This is a genomic window from Pseudoalteromonas sp. APC 3358 (genome assembly GCF_030408075.1).
In the GTDB taxonomy this organism is placed as follows: Bacteria; Pseudomonadota; Gammaproteobacteria; order Enterobacterales; family Alteromonadaceae; genus Pseudoalteromonas; species Pseudoalteromonas arctica.
This window is the reverse complement of record NZ_JASDCE010000014.1, coordinates 85,507-99,773: the sequence shown is the minus strand read 5'-3', so window position 1 is coordinate 99,773 and position 14,267 is coordinate 85,507. Positions and strand designations below refer to the sequence as shown.

At 40.6% G+C, this 14,267-nt stretch carries 18 protein-coding genes; 10 read left to right on the top strand and 8 right to left on the bottom strand.

Annotated elements, in window-relative coordinates:
• Positions 1-47 precede the first annotated feature (47 nt).
• The 6 genes from QL995_RS18365 to cyaY are packed head-to-tail and all read right to left on the bottom strand — an operon-like array spanning position 48 to position 5,946.
• Positions 48-1,157 carry a heme biosynthesis HemY N-terminal domain-containing protein gene (locus QL995_RS18365; RefSeq protein ID WP_290294797.1) on the bottom strand — a complete coding sequence of 370 codons (1,110 nt, stop codon included), beginning with the start codon at positions 1,155-1,157 and terminating at the stop codon, positions 48-50.
• The gene (locus tag QL995_RS18360) at positions 1,154-2,995 is read right to left on the bottom strand and encodes a uroporphyrinogen-III C-methyltransferase (RefSeq protein ID WP_290294796.1); all 1,842 of its coding nucleotides are present in this window, start codon (positions 2,993-2,995) and stop codon (positions 1,154-1,156) included. Before QL995_RS18360 ends, QL995_RS18365 begins: the two co-directional genes overlap by 4 nt.
• The gene (hemC, locus tag QL995_RS18355; protein ID WP_007580559.1) at positions 2,996-3,934 is read right to left on the bottom strand and encodes a hydroxymethylbilane synthase; all 939 of its coding nucleotides are present in this window, start codon (positions 3,932-3,934) and stop codon (positions 2,996-2,998) included.
• Between the two features lie 35 nt (positions 3,935-3,969).
• Positions 3,970-4,947: a DUF2914 domain-containing protein gene (locus QL995_RS18350; protein WP_290294795.1), complete on the bottom strand. Its 978-nt coding sequence runs from the start codon at positions 4,945-4,947 to the stop codon at positions 3,970-3,972.
• A gap of 22 nt (positions 4,948-4,969) precedes the next feature.
• The gene (locus tag QL995_RS18345) at positions 4,970-5,626 is read right to left on the bottom strand and encodes a dienelactone hydrolase family protein (protein WP_290294794.1); all 657 of its coding nucleotides are present in this window, start codon (positions 5,624-5,626) and stop codon (positions 4,970-4,972) included.
• A complete protein-coding gene (gene cyaY, locus QL995_RS18340; RefSeq protein WP_002960979.1) occupies positions 5,623-5,946 on the bottom strand; it encodes an iron donor protein CyaY in 324 nt (107 codons plus the stop codon). The genes QL995_RS18345 and cyaY overlap by 4 nt, the downstream gene beginning before the upstream one ends.
• A 157-nt stretch (positions 5,947-6,103) precedes the next feature.
• Between cyaY and QL995_RS18335 the strand changes: the two genes are divergently transcribed.
• The 8 genes from QL995_RS18335 to QL995_RS18300 all read left to right on the top strand — a co-directional run bounded on the left by QL995_RS18335 (position 6,104) and on the right by QL995_RS18300 (position 12,220).
• On the top strand, positions 6,104-6,298 hold the full coding sequence (locus QL995_RS18335; protein ID WP_007580552.1) for a lipoprotein: 195 nt from the start codon (positions 6,104-6,106) through the stop codon (positions 6,296-6,298).
• A complete protein-coding gene (gene lysA / locus QL995_RS18330; protein WP_290294792.1) occupies positions 6,299-7,552 on the top strand; it encodes a diaminopimelate decarboxylase in 1,254 nt (417 codons plus the stop codon).
• 64 nt (positions 7,553-7,616) lie between these two features.
• Positions 7,617-8,447: a diaminopimelate epimerase gene (dapF, locus tag QL995_RS18325; protein ID WP_024589649.1), complete on the top strand. Its 831-nt coding sequence runs from the start codon at positions 7,617-7,619 to the stop codon at positions 8,445-8,447.
• Complete coding sequence (locus tag QL995_RS18320; protein ID WP_290294791.1) at positions 8,444-9,055, top strand: DUF484 family protein; 612 nt, start codon at positions 8,444-8,446, stop codon at positions 9,053-9,055. The genes dapF and QL995_RS18320 overlap by 4 nt, the downstream gene beginning before the upstream one ends.
• Entirely contained in the window at positions 9,052-9,996 is a 945-nt protein-coding gene (locus QL995_RS18315; RefSeq protein ID WP_010554563.1) for a tyrosine recombinase XerC, read from the top strand. Before QL995_RS18320 ends, QL995_RS18315 begins: the two co-directional genes overlap by 4 nt.
• A 10-nt stretch (positions 9,997-10,006) precedes the next feature.
• Positions 10,007-10,714: an HAD-IA family hydrolase gene (locus QL995_RS18310; RefSeq protein WP_197152268.1), complete on the top strand. Its 708-nt coding sequence runs from the start codon at positions 10,007-10,009 to the stop codon at positions 10,712-10,714.
• A gap of 23 nt (positions 10,715-10,737) precedes the next feature.
• Entirely contained in the window at positions 10,738-11,841 is a 1,104-nt protein-coding gene (locus QL995_RS18305) for a retroviral-like aspartic protease family protein (protein ID WP_290294790.1), read from the top strand.
• A 22-nt stretch (positions 11,842-11,863) separates the two neighbouring features.
• On the top strand, positions 11,864-12,220 hold the full coding sequence (locus QL995_RS18300) for a HopJ type III effector protein (RefSeq protein WP_222713931.1): 357 nt from the start codon (positions 11,864-11,866) through the stop codon (positions 12,218-12,220).
• A 12-nt stretch (positions 12,221-12,232) separates the two neighbouring features.
• On the opposite strand, the gene QL995_RS18295 is transcribed toward QL995_RS18300, so the two are convergent.
• Positions 12,233-12,640: a GNAT family N-acetyltransferase gene (locus QL995_RS18295; RefSeq protein ID WP_290294789.1), complete on the bottom strand. Its 408-nt coding sequence runs from the start codon at positions 12,638-12,640 to the stop codon at positions 12,233-12,235.
• Positions 12,641-12,680: 40 nt separating this feature from the next.
• Positions 12,681-12,986, bottom strand: a complete 306-nt coding sequence (locus QL995_RS18290; RefSeq protein WP_024589642.1) for a DUF6482 family protein — start codon at positions 12,984-12,986, stop codon at positions 12,681-12,683.
• 109 nt (positions 12,987-13,095) lie between these two features.
• Here QL995_RS18290 and QL995_RS18285 point away from each other — a divergent pair, with 109 nt between their 5' ends.
• Positions 13,096-13,788, top strand: coding sequence for a pseudouridine synthase (locus QL995_RS18285; RefSeq protein WP_197103193.1), 693 nt, complete (start codon positions 13,096-13,098; stop codon positions 13,786-13,788).
• A gap of 101 nt (positions 13,789-13,889) precedes the next feature.
• Positions 13,890-14,264 (top strand): BlaI/MecI/CopY family transcriptional regulator, encoded by a 375-nt coding sequence (locus QL995_RS18280; protein WP_007580531.1) that lies wholly within the window; start codon positions 13,890-13,892, stop codon positions 14,262-14,264.
• Positions 14,265-14,267: the final 3 nt, after the last annotated feature.

Here is a 14,267-nt window from a genome sequence, read left to right as displayed (position 1 = left end):
TGTGCTCCTGAACTACAAAAAATGCTAAGTAGTTATAGTGTAGTCATTTATTGATATAAAACGAGCGCCTTTTCTGCTTGTGCACTATTTTTATAACTTAAAACAGCTTGTTCAGAGAACTGTTTTTTATTGTCACTATTCAGTGCTTTATCAAAAATTCTAGCTGCTAAGTCATAATCACCTTTAGCATTAGCAAGGCAAGCCAGCGCAAGTAATAGTGAATTATTTGAATCATCCTTTTTAAGGCGTTCTTGTATGTTTATTTGCAACTTAGGCGCATCGGCTGCTGTTGCTTTACTTAATATATTGGCAAGCTCTAAGTGTTGCTCATTGTGCTTAACCATTTTAATTAAGTCACTTTCAATAGCAGCCAATTGACCTGCTTGCGCCATTTGCATTAAATATGCGGTGTGGGCATGAGCTTGCAGCTTTTTCGGTAGCTGTTTATATTTTTCACTCAGTTTGTCTGCATCTAACGCATTAAAGTAGGCACTAAATAACTGCGTCCACTGTGCATCAGTAAGTGCTTTTTTGCGTAATAAACGCGGCAAAAAATCTTCCAGCGCACTAAAGTGTTGTTGCTGTACTAATACTTCTGCATAAAGTTTTAATTCAAGTGCGGTGGTTTTTTTAGCTTCTGCGCTAATACGCATTTGTGATTCAATCGCGCTACTGTCGCCACTTGCCAACCATAGCTTTGCTACTTTTAATTGATGCTCTGGGCTTATTTCAAATAAACGCTCAAGTGCTTTATCTGTTTGATTATTGGCAAGCGCTGCTTTTGCAAGTAATGCTAAGCGAATATCTTCAAACTTATCTGGTACGCTATTACCCGATAGAGCCTGCTCTACATGCTCATAATCATCATTAATAGCACTCCACAGAGCCTGCTCAATAGCTACTTGTTTGCGCTCTTGGCTACGTGCAAAAAAGCCATGTTTAGTATTATGATAAATCGATAATAAGTAGCGGATTAGCTTATATGTTAAATATAAAACAACAGCGGTAATGACTGCCATTATACAAAACGATACTATCGTGCCTTCTATCGTCGTATTGTTAAATGAAATAAGTACATAACCTTTTTCATCTAGCACAAATGGAGTAACCGCTAGTACAACAACAATAGCTACAATTAAAATAATTAGCCCTATCATTGCGCCCACTCCTTAACCTTTTGTGTACTATTTAAGGTTATTTTTGGATTAAAATTAAGCTGCTCTTTTTCGAGTTTAGACAACGCTTTAAGTACCGTTTTGGTTGCATCATCGTCTTGCTTAAAGTACTCACCAACTAAACGTTTTGCTTCACTTAAGGCGCTAAAGAAAATACTCGCCTGCTTACTCATAAGTGCATCTTGTGCCTGAGTTATATTAAGCTTGATTCGTTGATTAATTAAATGGCGCTCTTGATCTGTAAGTAATGGCTCAATGGAAACACCTTCGTGCTGGCGAATAGTAATAAAGCTATCCACAATTTTATTCCAGCTATTACTCAGGTTTTGCTGCCAATCACTCACGTCATCACTTAAAGCATTTTCATCTATTGCAGCCGCTTCTTCTGGCAAGTTAACCGCATTAAAAACTAAATTATCAACGCTATTAAGTGCACTGTTTAGCTGTAAATAAATAGCCTCTGTTGCTATAGGTTTAAGGCTATCAAGTGTTTGTATGTCTTGCATAATAGCTTGGCGAACTTCAACTGTTCCTGGGTGTTCGCTAAGTAATGCATCTAAGCGCTTTAAAACAGCACTAGTGCCTTGGTAATCTTTTTCAGCCCATAGTTTAAATTCAGCCATACGCTGTAAGCTGGTTACTTCTTGTGGGTTTAAAGACGAGCCTTGTTGCTGCGCTTTTTGCAGGGCTGCTTTTAGCTCTTGCTGATTTTGAGCTGCACTTTCACTTAGGGTTGCGGCTACTTTTTTCTCACTATTAAACAGCGCTTGCTGCAAATTAGATTGCGCCGATTTAAGTGCTTGCAGCTCTTGAACGAGTAACTTATTTTGCTCGCTTAACTCATTAACGGCTAGGTTTTGCGCCTTACCAGCATTTAATTTTTGATAAAACTCGTATCCAACACCAGAGGCCACAATTAACGAAATAAGAAGCGCAAGTGCTGCAACCTTACTTACCTTTTGTTTGTTTTTTTCTGTCGTATTTTTTGTAGCTGCTGGCTCTTGCTTAGCTGATTTAGCTGAGGCCGGGTTAGCTATTGTTGATGTGGCTTTTTCTGCCGTAACTGGCTTTGACTGTTCGCTCATGTTGCTACCTTGCTGATTTATGCAGGTAAACATAGCATTATCGCTAGCCCCTGCTGCAATGTGTATATTAGCCGAACTTACCTGTTGCAACTTTAAATAAGCGGCTATCCGCTCGCTTGCAACATAAAATCGGCACTGTTGTAACCATTGTAGTTGGTGTGCAGTAAGGCTTTTAAATATAGCATCAACTGCTGCATTACTTGTTATGACTATACCGTGTACATTCTGGCTTTTCCAGTGGTCTGTCCAGTTAGGGGTAATACTCTCTGTGGGTTCACGTTTGTACACAACGCAATTATTTAAAAAAGCACCGCGCTCTTTTAGCGTTTTAGCTAACTCAGGGCGGCCACCTTGCCCCTTAACTAACACTATATTACTGCCATCAACCTCGGCGAGTGATTTGAGCGCAAGCAACCCTTCTGAATCATACTGCTTTGGTACTGCTGCGCGCGCACCAAATTGCTCATATATAATGTCGGCTGTTTGTTGTCCAACCGCATAAAACTGCGCTTTGGTATTTATATCGGGTTTTAATTGCGAAAGTGCACTGACTGCATCTTGCGATATAAATATTATTTTATCTGCATTTAACAGCGGACTAAGCTCAGTGCTGGAGGGTGTTAAATGAGTTATTTTTAATACCGGAAATAAAGACGCCTGATAACCCGCTTGCTCTAATTGCTGTGCAAGGGCTGCGCCTTTTCCTTCGGGCCGAGTTATCAGAATATGTGTCATTTATGCGTCTCTATAAACTTCAGCTAATATTTTGTCTGCGCCTTGAGCTAGTAATTTTTTAGCAAGCTCAATACCTAGTTCTTCTGCGTCATTTACATGACCTGTTACTTCGTCACGTAAAATTTCGCTGCCATCAACAGCCCCCACTAAACCACGCAAATGTACCTGCTCGCCATCAACTAATGCATAAGCACCAATAGGAACTTGGCAACCACCTTCTAAATAGCGGTTCATCGAACGCTCTGCGTTTACGCGAATACGTGTTTGGGTATGCTCAAGTGGTGCAAGTAATGCTTTTGTTACTTCATCATCAATACGACATTCAATACCTACAGCGCCTTGTCCATTTGCCGGTAATGACACTTCTGGCTCAATGTAGTCAGCAATACGCTTACTCATTTTTAAACGAATAAGCCCCGCTGCCGCTAAAATAATAGCATCGTATTGGCCATCATCTAATTTACCTAAACGCGTATTTACATTACCGCGCAAATCACGAATATCTAAATCAGGGCGAAGTGCTTTAATTTGGCACTGGCGGCGTAAGCTCGAAGTACCCACAATGGCGCCCTGTGGTAGCTCGTTTAAATTTGCAAAATTGTTTGATACAAACGCATCACGCGGATCTTCACGCTCACAAATAGTATACAGCTCTAATCCGTCTGGGAACTCTACTGGCACGTCCTTCATAGAATGCACGGCAATATCAGCTCGGCCATCTAACATAGCTTGCTCTAGCTCTTTAACAAATAAGCCTTTACCGCCAATTTTAGCCAATGGCGTATCTAAAATTATATCCCCTTGCGTCGACATTGGGACTAATTCTACGCGCACATCTGCATGAAAACGCTCAAGCTCTGCTTTTACAAATTCGGCCTGCCAAAGTGCTAAGGCGCTTTTGCGCGTTGCGATGCGTACTAATTTTGTTTTTTCTGTCATAGGGGTATCCAATTAATTACTGCGTTTAGCTAGTTTTAGTCAGCTAAAATTCTAAACTCTTTTTGGGCAATTAAATTGCCTTGCTCATCAACTACATCAACACGCCAATGGCCTGTTTGTGTGTCCATGATATTTTTTGTTGAGTACGTTCTGTAGCGAGGCGAAGTAACGTTAAGTGTAATTTCAGCCATAGTTTCACCTTCAAACGACCAAACATGCTTAACTTGCTGGCCCTGAAGATTTTTAATCTCACTAAAAAACGATACGCCTTCATCAAACTGACTTAATCTAATATCAGCAGCAAACACATTAGTGGGCTCACGCTTACTTACTTTACGAGTAAGTACCGCACGGCTAATTTTACCCGTGTCTATTTGCGCGCCCAAAGCCACACTTGCCACTTGTGCTGTCGGCGAAAAACCTTCAGTGCCACTCAATGCGCCATCATCACTTTCTAACTCTAAAAGTAAGTCGCTTTGACTGGCTAGCTCAGCTACGTTTTGAGCTTCTGCGGTTTCTTCTTGCACATCATTATCAAGGTTTGAGTTTAACTCTGTATTAATGCTTTCGCTTTGTTCAGTAACACTATCGTTGTTAGCCAATAAAACAGGGGGATTATTTACAAGCTCAGCGTCATCAGATGTATTACTTGAAATGCTTAGTTGAGCCTCATTTTGCTCAGCTGGCAACAGTTCAATCCGAGATTGCATTACCTCTGCAGGCTCATTAGGGGTATTGTTTATTGATGATTCAGACTCAACATCCGTTACTTCAACGTTTGTCTGGTTTTGAGCGTTACTGCTAAAGCTTAAAAATTGCTCCTGCTCATTTGGATGCTCACCTTGCTCTGCACTGGCTGACGTTGTTAAGCCATACACAACTGCTGCAGAGGTCATTAATACCAACATAGCAATACTCACAATACGACGCCAATTCCACTCGTAGCTTACCGTTGGTACACTCTCTTGTAGTTCGCGTTTAACATTTGCTTTAATAACTATTTTTTGACTCATATTGACCTCAGCGGTTCCAAAATTAGCTTAAACGAGCAATTAACCATTGGCGAATAGCTTGCAATTCTTCTGCGCAAACTTGGTGAGCCATTGGGTATTCTTGCCAGCTTACATCCATGTTATGTGCTGTTAATACTTCAAACGCACTTCTTCCCGCACTATGCGGTACAACGTTATCTTGGCTACCATGAGCCATAAATACGTTTAAATCAGTATGCTTTGCTTCATCAGCAAATTTTTGCGGCACACACATATAAGTAGAAAGCGCCATAACACCCCCAAGCTTTTGCTCAAAGCGCGGTGCTAAATGCAGAGACACAACACCACCTTGAGAAAAACCAGCTAAGATAATTTTATTAGCAGGTATGCCATTAGCAATTTCTGTATTAATTAACTCTTCTACCTTTGCAGCCGAATCCCTTACGCCTTGTTCATCGGCACGCTTATCTAATTCTATAGATTTAATATCGTACCAAGAGCGCATTTCCATACCACCATTTATGGTGACCGGCTGCACTGGCGCATGCGGAAAAACAAACCGTATACCAAGCTCACTTGGTAAATTAAGCTGCGGAGCTACTGGCGCAAAACCATCCCCAGAGTCACCTAAACCATGTAACCAAATAACCGTTGCTTTGTGCTCACTTTGGGCTGCATATTCTACAAAATCTAAACTCATAGTGATGATTGCCACTTAACTTCTTGGCCTGCTTGGCGAGTTGAGGCTTCATTTATAAACGCCCAAAATTCAGCGCCAGAACGGTTATCAATCCATAACCCATCACGCATTTCAAAATGATGTCCGTTAAACTTAGTCGCAACCCATACTTGATGAAGAGGTGCTTGCTTGTTAATCACTATTTTACTTTTATCAGGAAAAATAATTTCTAAAATACCTTGTGCCGATTCGTAATCTAAATCAGCTTCGCAATCATCAACCTGCTCTTCAATAGTGAACATAAGAGCTTCGGCTAATTGGTGATATTCGTGTTCAGTCATTGTTATTTCCTTTGCAGGCGAGCCGCCTAATATTGGGTACGTTTTAGCTTTAAAAGTGTGCAGCTAGTGTAACAGGAATAAAATCATCCGCGAATAGCTGCATTTTTTAGATATTCTGTTACTCTGCGATTATAAAGCCAGCAACCGTATTAATCTAATGAAAGCGACACATACCTTACAATTAAAAAAACTATTAATAAGCACTGTACTGTTAAGCGCCTTAGCTGGCTGCGGACAAAGCGGTCCGTTATATTTACCAGAGCAACAAACAGAGCAAAACCAACCTCAAAATACAGCTAAACCAGCCACTACCGCTGAGCAAGCCAAAATATCGCAAAGTCAGGAGCAATAAATGGATTATTTTAACTACAAAAACAACCAATTATTTGCCGAAGACGTCAGTGTGGCAAGCATAGCGCAGCAATACGGTACGCCGTGTTATGTGTACTCGCGAGCTACATTTGAGCGCCATTATTTAGCGTTTGCTAACGCCACTAAGAATCATAAAAGCTTGGTATGTTACGCCGTTAAAGCAAACTCAAATATAGCCGTGCTTAATATATTAGCGCGCTTAGGATCGGGTTTCGATATTGTATCCAAAGGCGAACTGGCACGTGTAATTAAAGCGGGAGGCGATGCCTCTAAAGTGGTTTTTTCGGGCGTGGCTAAAACGTCTGACGAAATAGCTTACGCATTAAAATTGGGGATTAAATGTTTTAACGTTGAATCAGCCTCTGAGCTTGAGCGTATTTCTGAAGTGGCTTGTGAGCTTAACCTAGAAGCGCCTATTTCTATTCGCGTAAACCCCGACATAGATGCAAAAACACATCCGTATATTTCTACTGGTTTAAAAGAAAATAAATTTGGTATTGATATACAAACTGCGCTGAGTGTTTATCAGCAAGCAGCGGCTTTACCTGGTTTAAAAATTATTGGTGTTGATTGCCATATTGGCTCTCAATTAACTGAAGTTAAACCATTTTTAGAAGCCCTTGATAAACTCATGGCGCTTATTGATGAGCTAAAAACTAATGGTATTGAGCTAACTCACTTAGATATTGGTGGCGGTTTAGGCGTGCCATATAACAATGAGCAACCACCACACCCAAGTGAATATGCAGCGCAAGTAACCGAACGCTTAGCTAACTACAAACATCTTGAACTTATTTTTGAACCAGGGCGCGCTATTGCAGCTAACGCAGGTATTTTAGTTACTCAAGTTGAATTTATTAAACAAAACCAAGACAAATTTTTTGCCATTGTAGATGCAGGTATGAACGACATGCTTCGCCCTGCGCTTTATCAAGCATGGCAAAAAATCATTCCGGTATCAGTTCGCGACGACGAAACACCGACTCACAACTTTGATATTGTGGGTCCGGTGTGCGAAACCGGCGACTTTTTAGGAAAAGATCGTGAACTAGCGCTTAAACAAGGCGACTTACTCGCACAGCGAAGTGCTGGTGCGTATGGCTTTACCATGAGTTCAAACTACAACTCGCGCCCGCGTGTTGCAGAAATAATGGTAGATGGTCAGCAGCATCATCTTATTCGTGAACGCGAAACTATTGAAAGCCTTTATCAGGGTGAGAAAGTTTTACCATAAACGTTTTTGTCTACTAGCTGCTCTGTGGCATGATTAGCACAGAGCAAAACCGAATTAGAGCGCTATGTTAGTTAATTTTTCCAAAATGCACGGCTTAGGCAACGACTTTGTTGTGATTGATAACATTACACAAAATGTTTTTTTGTCGCGAGATCAAATCAAAAAACTGGCAGATCGCCATTTTGGCATTGGCTTTGACCAATTGCTAATGGTTGAAGCGCCATACTCTCCTGATCTCGACTTTCATTATCGAATATTTAATGCCGATGGTACCGAAGTAGAACAATGCGGTAACGGCGCACGCTGTTTTGCCCGCTTTGTACGTATGAAGGGCCTTACTAACAAGCATAAAATTACGGTGTCGACCAAGTCGGGCAACTTAACGCTCTACATAGAAAAAGACGGTCAAGTAACGGTTAACATGGGTCATCCAAATTTTGAGCCTAGTAAAATCCCTCTAAAAGCGAGCAAGCGTGAGCTTACTTATATTATTAGAACCGAAGAACACACTGTATTTAGTGGCGCGGTATCTATGGGTAACCCGCATTGCGTGCTAGAGGTTGACGACGTAACCACCGCGCAAGTTGATATATTGGGTCCATTACTTGAAAACCACGAACGTTTTCCGCAAAAAGCGAACATTGGCTTTATGCAAGTTGTGTCGCAAGAACACATTAAATTAAGAGTGTGGGAGCGCGGCGTTAACGAAACCCTAGCCTGTGGTACAGGTGCGTGTGCAGCAATGGTTATTGGTCATATGCAAAATAAGTTATCAACAACCGTTCAAGTAGATTTACCAGGCGGTAGCTTACAAGTACGTTGGAGTGGCGAAGGTCACCCAGTACGCATGACTGGCCCCGCAGAGCATGTGTTCGACGGGCAAGTAGCGCTATGAGCGAGCTAAGTAAAGAACAGGTTATTGATTACTTACATCAACATCCTGATTTTTTGGTTCAACACCCGGAGCTACTCACACAACTTGAGCTGCAACAGCAAGCTCAAGGTGCAACGTCGCTGGTACATATTCAGCAACGCCAATTACGCGAGCACAACACGCTTTTAAAAAACCAAATAGACGCTATGAGCAAGCATGCAACGCAAAACGAGCTTGTATATCGTTTGTTTAGCCAGTGTCATCGCCAACTTTGGAATCATGACGATTTTGACACTCTTGCAAATAATCTACGCAATATAATTTGCTCAAGTGAAGATGTTAACGACTGCAAATTAGTAAAATATAATCCCAAATACGACGAACTTATTGCGCATCGCCTTACCCATTCTGGGCATTATTTAGGGCGTATTAATCAGCAAGAGCGCGAATTATTATTTAGTGAAGATACACAATCTGTCGCTATTTATTTAATTGGCGACACTAAACACCCTATCGCTATTTTGGCGTTTGGTAGCAGTAACGTAAACCACTTTGAGCCCGCTCAAGATAACCTGTTTGTGCTCGACTTTATAAACGCATTACACCTGCGGTTGCAAAAACTAGCATGAGTGACGATGCGCCTAATACTACCCAGTTAAGCGACAGTTGGCGTACACCCATAACGCTATTTAGCGATTATTTAAAGTTTGAAAAGCAATATTCAGCGCACACAGTTAATCAATATGTAAGCCAGCTTGGCTTTGCAGCCCTTTATTTTAGCAAATTATGTGACGACTGGTTTGGCGTGCAAGGCGAGCATATTCGCCGCTACAGCATGGCACTACGCTCAAAACAATTAAGTGGGCGTACTATTAGTTTAAAGCTCAGCTGCATTCGTAGTTTGTATAAGTTTTTAAAAGCAAAAAATATTGCCGAGCAATCGCATTACCATAATCCGGCGGTGGGTATAAAAGGTCCTAAGTTTGCAAAGCCCCTACCTAAAAATCTCGATGTGGATCAAATGGCACGCTTGCTCGAAATACCCGACGACGAGCCTCTCGCAATTAGAGATAAAGCAATGATGGAGCTTATGTATTCATCAGGGCTGCGTATAAGTGAGTTAGTTGGCGCTAACATGCAAGATATTAGTGCTGCCAATGGCGAAATTTTAGTGCGTGGTAAAGGCAATAAAGAGCGATTAATTCCGGTGGGCAAAAAAGCGTTAGATGCATTAAAAAAATGGCTCACAATACGCCCTCAGTTTGCAAAGCCCGATGAAATAGCGGTATTTTTAAGTAGCCAAAAAAATCGTATTTCGATTCGCCAAGTGCGCCTGCGTATGCAAGAGTGGGGAATAAAACAAGGCATTAGCTCGCAGGTTCACCCGCATAAGCTGCGCCACTCGTTTGCGTCACATATTTTAGAATCATCTGGTGATTTACGCGCCGTGCAAGAATTACTAGGGCACAGCAGTTTGTCGGCTACACAAGTATATACACATTTAGATTTTCAGCATTTAGCCAAGGTGTACGACAACACTCACCCTCGCGCAAAAAAACGAACTGATTAGGAAAATAAATATGATCCGATTTAATCGTGCTATTAAGCCATTTTCTGTCATGAGCTTTGATTTAGACGACACGTTATACAGTAACCACCCTATTATAAAAGCAGCCGTTAAAGCCCAACAAAATTATTTAAACGCACTACCTGGCTATCAAGAGCAAGGTCTAAAGTACTGGCAACTATGCCGAGAACTTGCCGTAATACAAAACCCAGATCTCGCGGATGATGTAACTAAATGGCGCAAACACACCCTACGTTTAGCGCTTTCTAAACTTGGCTTTACCGCAGATGAAGTAGAGCGCCATGCAAATGCCGCCTATAACGCCTTTGCCGATGCGCGCAGCAACATAGTCGTAAGCGATGACGTACTTAACTTACTAGATAACCTAGCCAAACACTTTACGCTTGTTGCAATTACTAACGGCAATGTTGAAATTGAACGCTTTAACTTACACGATAAATTTGAACTCGTACTGCAAGCAGGTATGCACGGTAAAGCAAAACCTCACAGCACCCTATTTGATAAAGCAGCCACACATTTAAATGTTGCTAAAAGCGATATTTTACATATTGGCGATAGCCTAGATACCGACGTACAAGGCGCAAATAATGCCGGTTGCCAATCGGTATGGTTAAACGATCAAGGCGCCAATTATGCTTATAAAGGGCTGGCCGATATTGAAATAGCCAATATTCATGCCTTAACGCACTTTATTAAATAACCTATTAAAAATAAGAGGTCACAATGAGCCACTATACCAAGCTAATCACCTTGCTATTAATTGGCTCGCTTAGCCTTAACGCTTATTTATTATGGCCGCAGCCTGCGTTAACTACACCACAAAAAACGCAAAGTGCCCAGCAAAGCATATCGCCTAAACAACAAGATACGTTACTAAATACGGCAAAGCAGCAATTTAAACAACACCAATTTGAAGCCGCACTTAGTAGCTATCGACAACTCAAAAACAGCAATCCAGAAAGTGCAAAAAACCTTTATTCATCGTGGCTGATACAGCTTAAAACATGGCTAAATAGCAATTTATTACTCAGCGAGTCATTTCTCAATGCGCTATTAAATAACAGCCCTTATAACGTAGAATTACTTAACTTACAGGTTGAGTATTTAATAAATAGCGAGCAAACACAAAACGCCATTATTGCTTTATTTGAGCTTAATTCATTACAACCTGCTGATCAGCAAAACAACGTAAATACACGCTTAAATACGCTCACTCAAAACGAATTACACACATTAACTGAGCAACAAAATTGGCAAGCTATTATTGAGCAAACACAAATTTGGCTTGATTATAAAAGCGATAACGCGCAGTTTTTATATCCGCTTGCGTACGCCTACTTTCAGCAAGGCGATTTAATTAGTGCACAAGCAACCCTTGATCGAATGCCAAACCAGCACAATCTAAAAAGCCAAGTGCAAACACTGCAAGCTATGATCAATAAAGCACAATCGCAAGACGACTTTGTTGCTTTAACGCCTTACGGCGCGCATTACTTAATAAACACCGAAATAAATAACAATCTATCGACCGAACTAATGATTGATACAGGCGCAAGCATCACCTCACTACCTACAAGTATAATTGAGCAAATTTCGCCACTGCCTTTGTATTTAGGCGATGTAACGGTAAATACAGCGAATGGTCAAATTATTGTAAAGCGTTATCAAATTGAATCGTTTAAAGTGGGCTCGCAAATTATTTATGGTTTTGAAGTGTTGAGCATTGAAAGCACAGGTGGGCAAGGTTTGCTAGGGATGAACTTTTTATCGCGATTTAAATTCAATATAAATCAGCAAACAGATGAGCTAGAGTTGAGCGCTAAATAATTATAAAATATAAGGACAAAAAATGACGTTAAATGACTACTTAGCAACCCTTGCAGAAAACCCAAAAAGCATTCAATTTACCGATACTATTGCTGTTATTGAGGCAAATTACACGTTTACCGCGTGCGGCTTTAATAACCATGGATTACTTAGCTCTGTAAGTGAGAACAACGGTTCATGTAAAATTTTTGCATTTGCTAAATTAAACGATTTAAGTAAACAAAATACCTTAGATTGCTTTGGTAAGTTTTACCGAGAGGACGTGCTGAAAAACCCTAAAGGGGATGATCACATGAACATTCGCACCTTTATGTTAGCACCAGAGGCAACGCCTTTTTTAGGAATTACCTTTGAAGGCGAGCCACTAAAAGCAAAATAATTAACTCAAATTTTAAAGCGGCTTTTCCATAAAGTAGCGCGTACCTGAGCGTGGGTAATTATTAAGTTGATGCTTAACACTATAACCGCGCTTTTCGTAAAAAGGTTTTGCTTGAAAATCAAGTGTATCAAGCTGAGCAGTTGTTGCACCTAGCTCAATAGCTACTTGTTCAAGTTCCGTTAGCAGTTTATCTGCAAGCCCTTTACCTCGCGCACTATCGCTACACCAAAGCCAACTAATCATCAGCCAATTTCCAAACACACACCCACTAATACCGGCAACAAGCTCGCCTTGCTCATCAGTAAATTTATAGCCTAATGGCACTCTTTGCGCATCAAAATGCTGGGCGTTAAATTCAACCATTTGTGCGCGAAGCGCTGAGTTTAACGCATCGGTATTATCTACTTTTAATTGATACATTTATCGCCCTTAAAAAGCAGATACTAGCAAATTAGCTCAATCAATAAAGATTATTTTTACCGTAAGGTACTTCAAGCATATTGCTACCGGTTTTTTCTGGCTGACCGCACATTTCGTCGTAAGCGCTTGTTTGGCGCAGTACCATTTCGGCATACGCTATTTTGTCAAAACGCTTTTGAACATGCAGTGGGCTTAGCGCTCTTAAAAACTCACCGCTGTCTTCTGTTACATAGTATTCAACGTTATTAATCATTACTGATACTTGATAAAGCGCCATATCTAACGAGTGAACAATGACTTTTTGTAGCGGCTCATGCTTTTTTAACTGTGAAAATTTAATACCCATCTTGGCTACCTTTTTATATTTAACCTGAGTTCTGGTTATTTAACATTATCGATACGCAGCTTTGCTATAATCACGATCAAATTTTTATTAGCCGCTGGCGTCACACGTTATGAGCACAAAAGTCCGACTCGCTAAATATATTGCCCATGCAGGTATTTGTTCTCGTAAACAGGCATCGCGTTTAATTGATGAAGGTGTTGTGACTGTAAATAATCGCCCAGCGAATCATATAGATCACGTTGATGAGCAAGACATTGTAATAGTGAATGAAAAAGAAATTAAAGGTGCTGCCGATTTAGTTTATTTTGCGTACCACAAACCAGTAGGTATTGACTGCAAATTAAATATTGATGACCCAGCCAGCCTTATTCACCATTTGCCCACACTCACCCGCGTTTACCCTATTGGTCGATTAGATAAAGACTCTCGCGGTTTGCTTATTTTGACCAACGATGGGGATTTTTGTAATCAACTAATACATCCTGACTTCCACCAGCCTAAACATTATTTAGTCACCGTAAATAAGCCTTTAGACGATGCTTTTTGTAAAAAAATGGCAGCAGGCGTACCAGTTGATAAACACATAACCTTGCCTTGTGAAGTAAATAAAATAGCCAGCAATCAGTTTAGTATTGTTTTAAAACAAGGGCTAAACAGACAAATACGTAAAATGGCGCATTACTGCGGATATAAAGTAATTGATTTATTTAGAGTGCAATTTAGTGACCTCACCCTTTCAAAACTAAACCTACCTGAAAACCAATATATACAAATTAATAAAAACGATATTTCAAAAATCTAATACCAAGTCACTTAATTACATCTCAAAAAGTTAAAAATAAACTTGCAATTACAGATTACAGGTGTAGTCTTTAATTAAAGATTACATTTGTAGGCAATAGCATGATTGAGTTATCAAAAGCAGAGTTTGACGTGCTCGACGCACTTTGGATTAACTACCCCGCCACCGCGAGCCAAATAATTGAGCGCTTAAGCGACGATAAGCAATGGCACGAAAAAACCATTAAAACCCTACTAGGTCGACTAGTAAAAAAAGGCGCACTTACATTTGAAAAAGAAGGTCGTCAGTATATTTATATGCCGTGTATGGAGCGCGCCGACTACACCTTAAAAGAAAGCCAAAACTTTATTGAGCGCTTTTTTAGTGGGCGTATTGCGCCACTTGTAAGTGGTTTTGCTAAATCGGAGCAGCTTTCTCAGCAAGATATAAACGAGCTTAAAAAAGTTATAGATGACTGGGAAAAAAACCAAAAGTAAGGG

Excerpts from the sequence above, each read along its gene's own strand:
- QL995_RS18365 (WP_290294797.1), bottom strand. The coding sequence starts at position 1,157 with ATGATAGGGCTAATTATTTTAATTGTAGCTATTGTTGTTGTACTAGCG.
- QL995_RS18360 (WP_290294796.1), bottom strand. The coding sequence starts at position 2,995 with ATGACACATATTCTGATAACTCGGCCCGAAGGAAAAGGCGCAGCCCTT.
- hemC (WP_007580559.1), bottom strand. The coding sequence starts at position 3,934 with ATGACAGAAAAAACAAAATTAGTACGCATCGCAACGCGCAAAAGCGCC.
- QL995_RS18350 (WP_290294795.1), bottom strand. The coding sequence starts at position 4,947 with ATGAGTCAAAAAATAGTTATTAAAGCAAATGTTAAACGCGAACTACAA.
- QL995_RS18345 (WP_290294794.1), bottom strand. The coding sequence starts at position 5,626 with ATGAGTTTAGATTTTGTAGAATATGCAGCCCAAAGTGAGCACAAAGCA.
- cyaY (WP_002960979.1), bottom strand. The coding sequence starts at position 5,946 with ATGACTGAACACGAATATCACCAATTAGCCGAAGCTCTTATGTTCACT.
- QL995_RS18335 (WP_007580552.1), top strand. The coding sequence starts at position 6,104 with ATGAAAGCGACACATACCTTACAATTAAAAAAACTATTAATAAGCACT.
- lysA (WP_290294792.1), top strand. The coding sequence starts at position 6,299 with ATGGATTATTTTAACTACAAAAACAACCAATTATTTGCCGAAGACGTC.
- dapF (WP_024589649.1), top strand. The coding sequence starts at position 7,617 with ATGTTAGTTAATTTTTCCAAAATGCACGGCTTAGGCAACGACTTTGTT.
- QL995_RS18320 (WP_290294791.1), top strand. The coding sequence starts at position 8,444 with ATGAGCGAGCTAAGTAAAGAACAGGTTATTGATTACTTACATCAACAT.
- QL995_RS18315 (WP_010554563.1), top strand. The coding sequence starts at position 9,052 with ATGAGTGACGATGCGCCTAATACTACCCAGTTAAGCGACAGTTGGCGT.
- QL995_RS18310 (WP_197152268.1), top strand. The coding sequence starts at position 10,007 with ATGATCCGATTTAATCGTGCTATTAAGCCATTTTCTGTCATGAGCTTT.
- QL995_RS18305 (WP_290294790.1), top strand. The coding sequence starts at position 10,738 with ATGAGCCACTATACCAAGCTAATCACCTTGCTATTAATTGGCTCGCTT.
- QL995_RS18300 (WP_222713931.1), top strand. The coding sequence starts at position 11,864 with ATGACGTTAAATGACTACTTAGCAACCCTTGCAGAAAACCCAAAAAGC.
- QL995_RS18295 (WP_290294789.1), bottom strand. The coding sequence starts at position 12,640 with ATGTATCAATTAAAAGTAGATAATACCGATGCGTTAAACTCAGCGCTT.
- QL995_RS18290 (WP_024589642.1), bottom strand. The coding sequence starts at position 12,986 with ATGGGTATTAAATTTTCACAGTTAAAAAAGCATGAGCCGCTACAAAAA.
- QL995_RS18285 (WP_197103193.1), top strand. The coding sequence starts at position 13,096 with ATGAGCACAAAAGTCCGACTCGCTAAATATATTGCCCATGCAGGTATT.
- QL995_RS18280 (WP_007580531.1), top strand. The coding sequence starts at position 13,890 with ATGATTGAGTTATCAAAAGCAGAGTTTGACGTGCTCGACGCACTTTGG.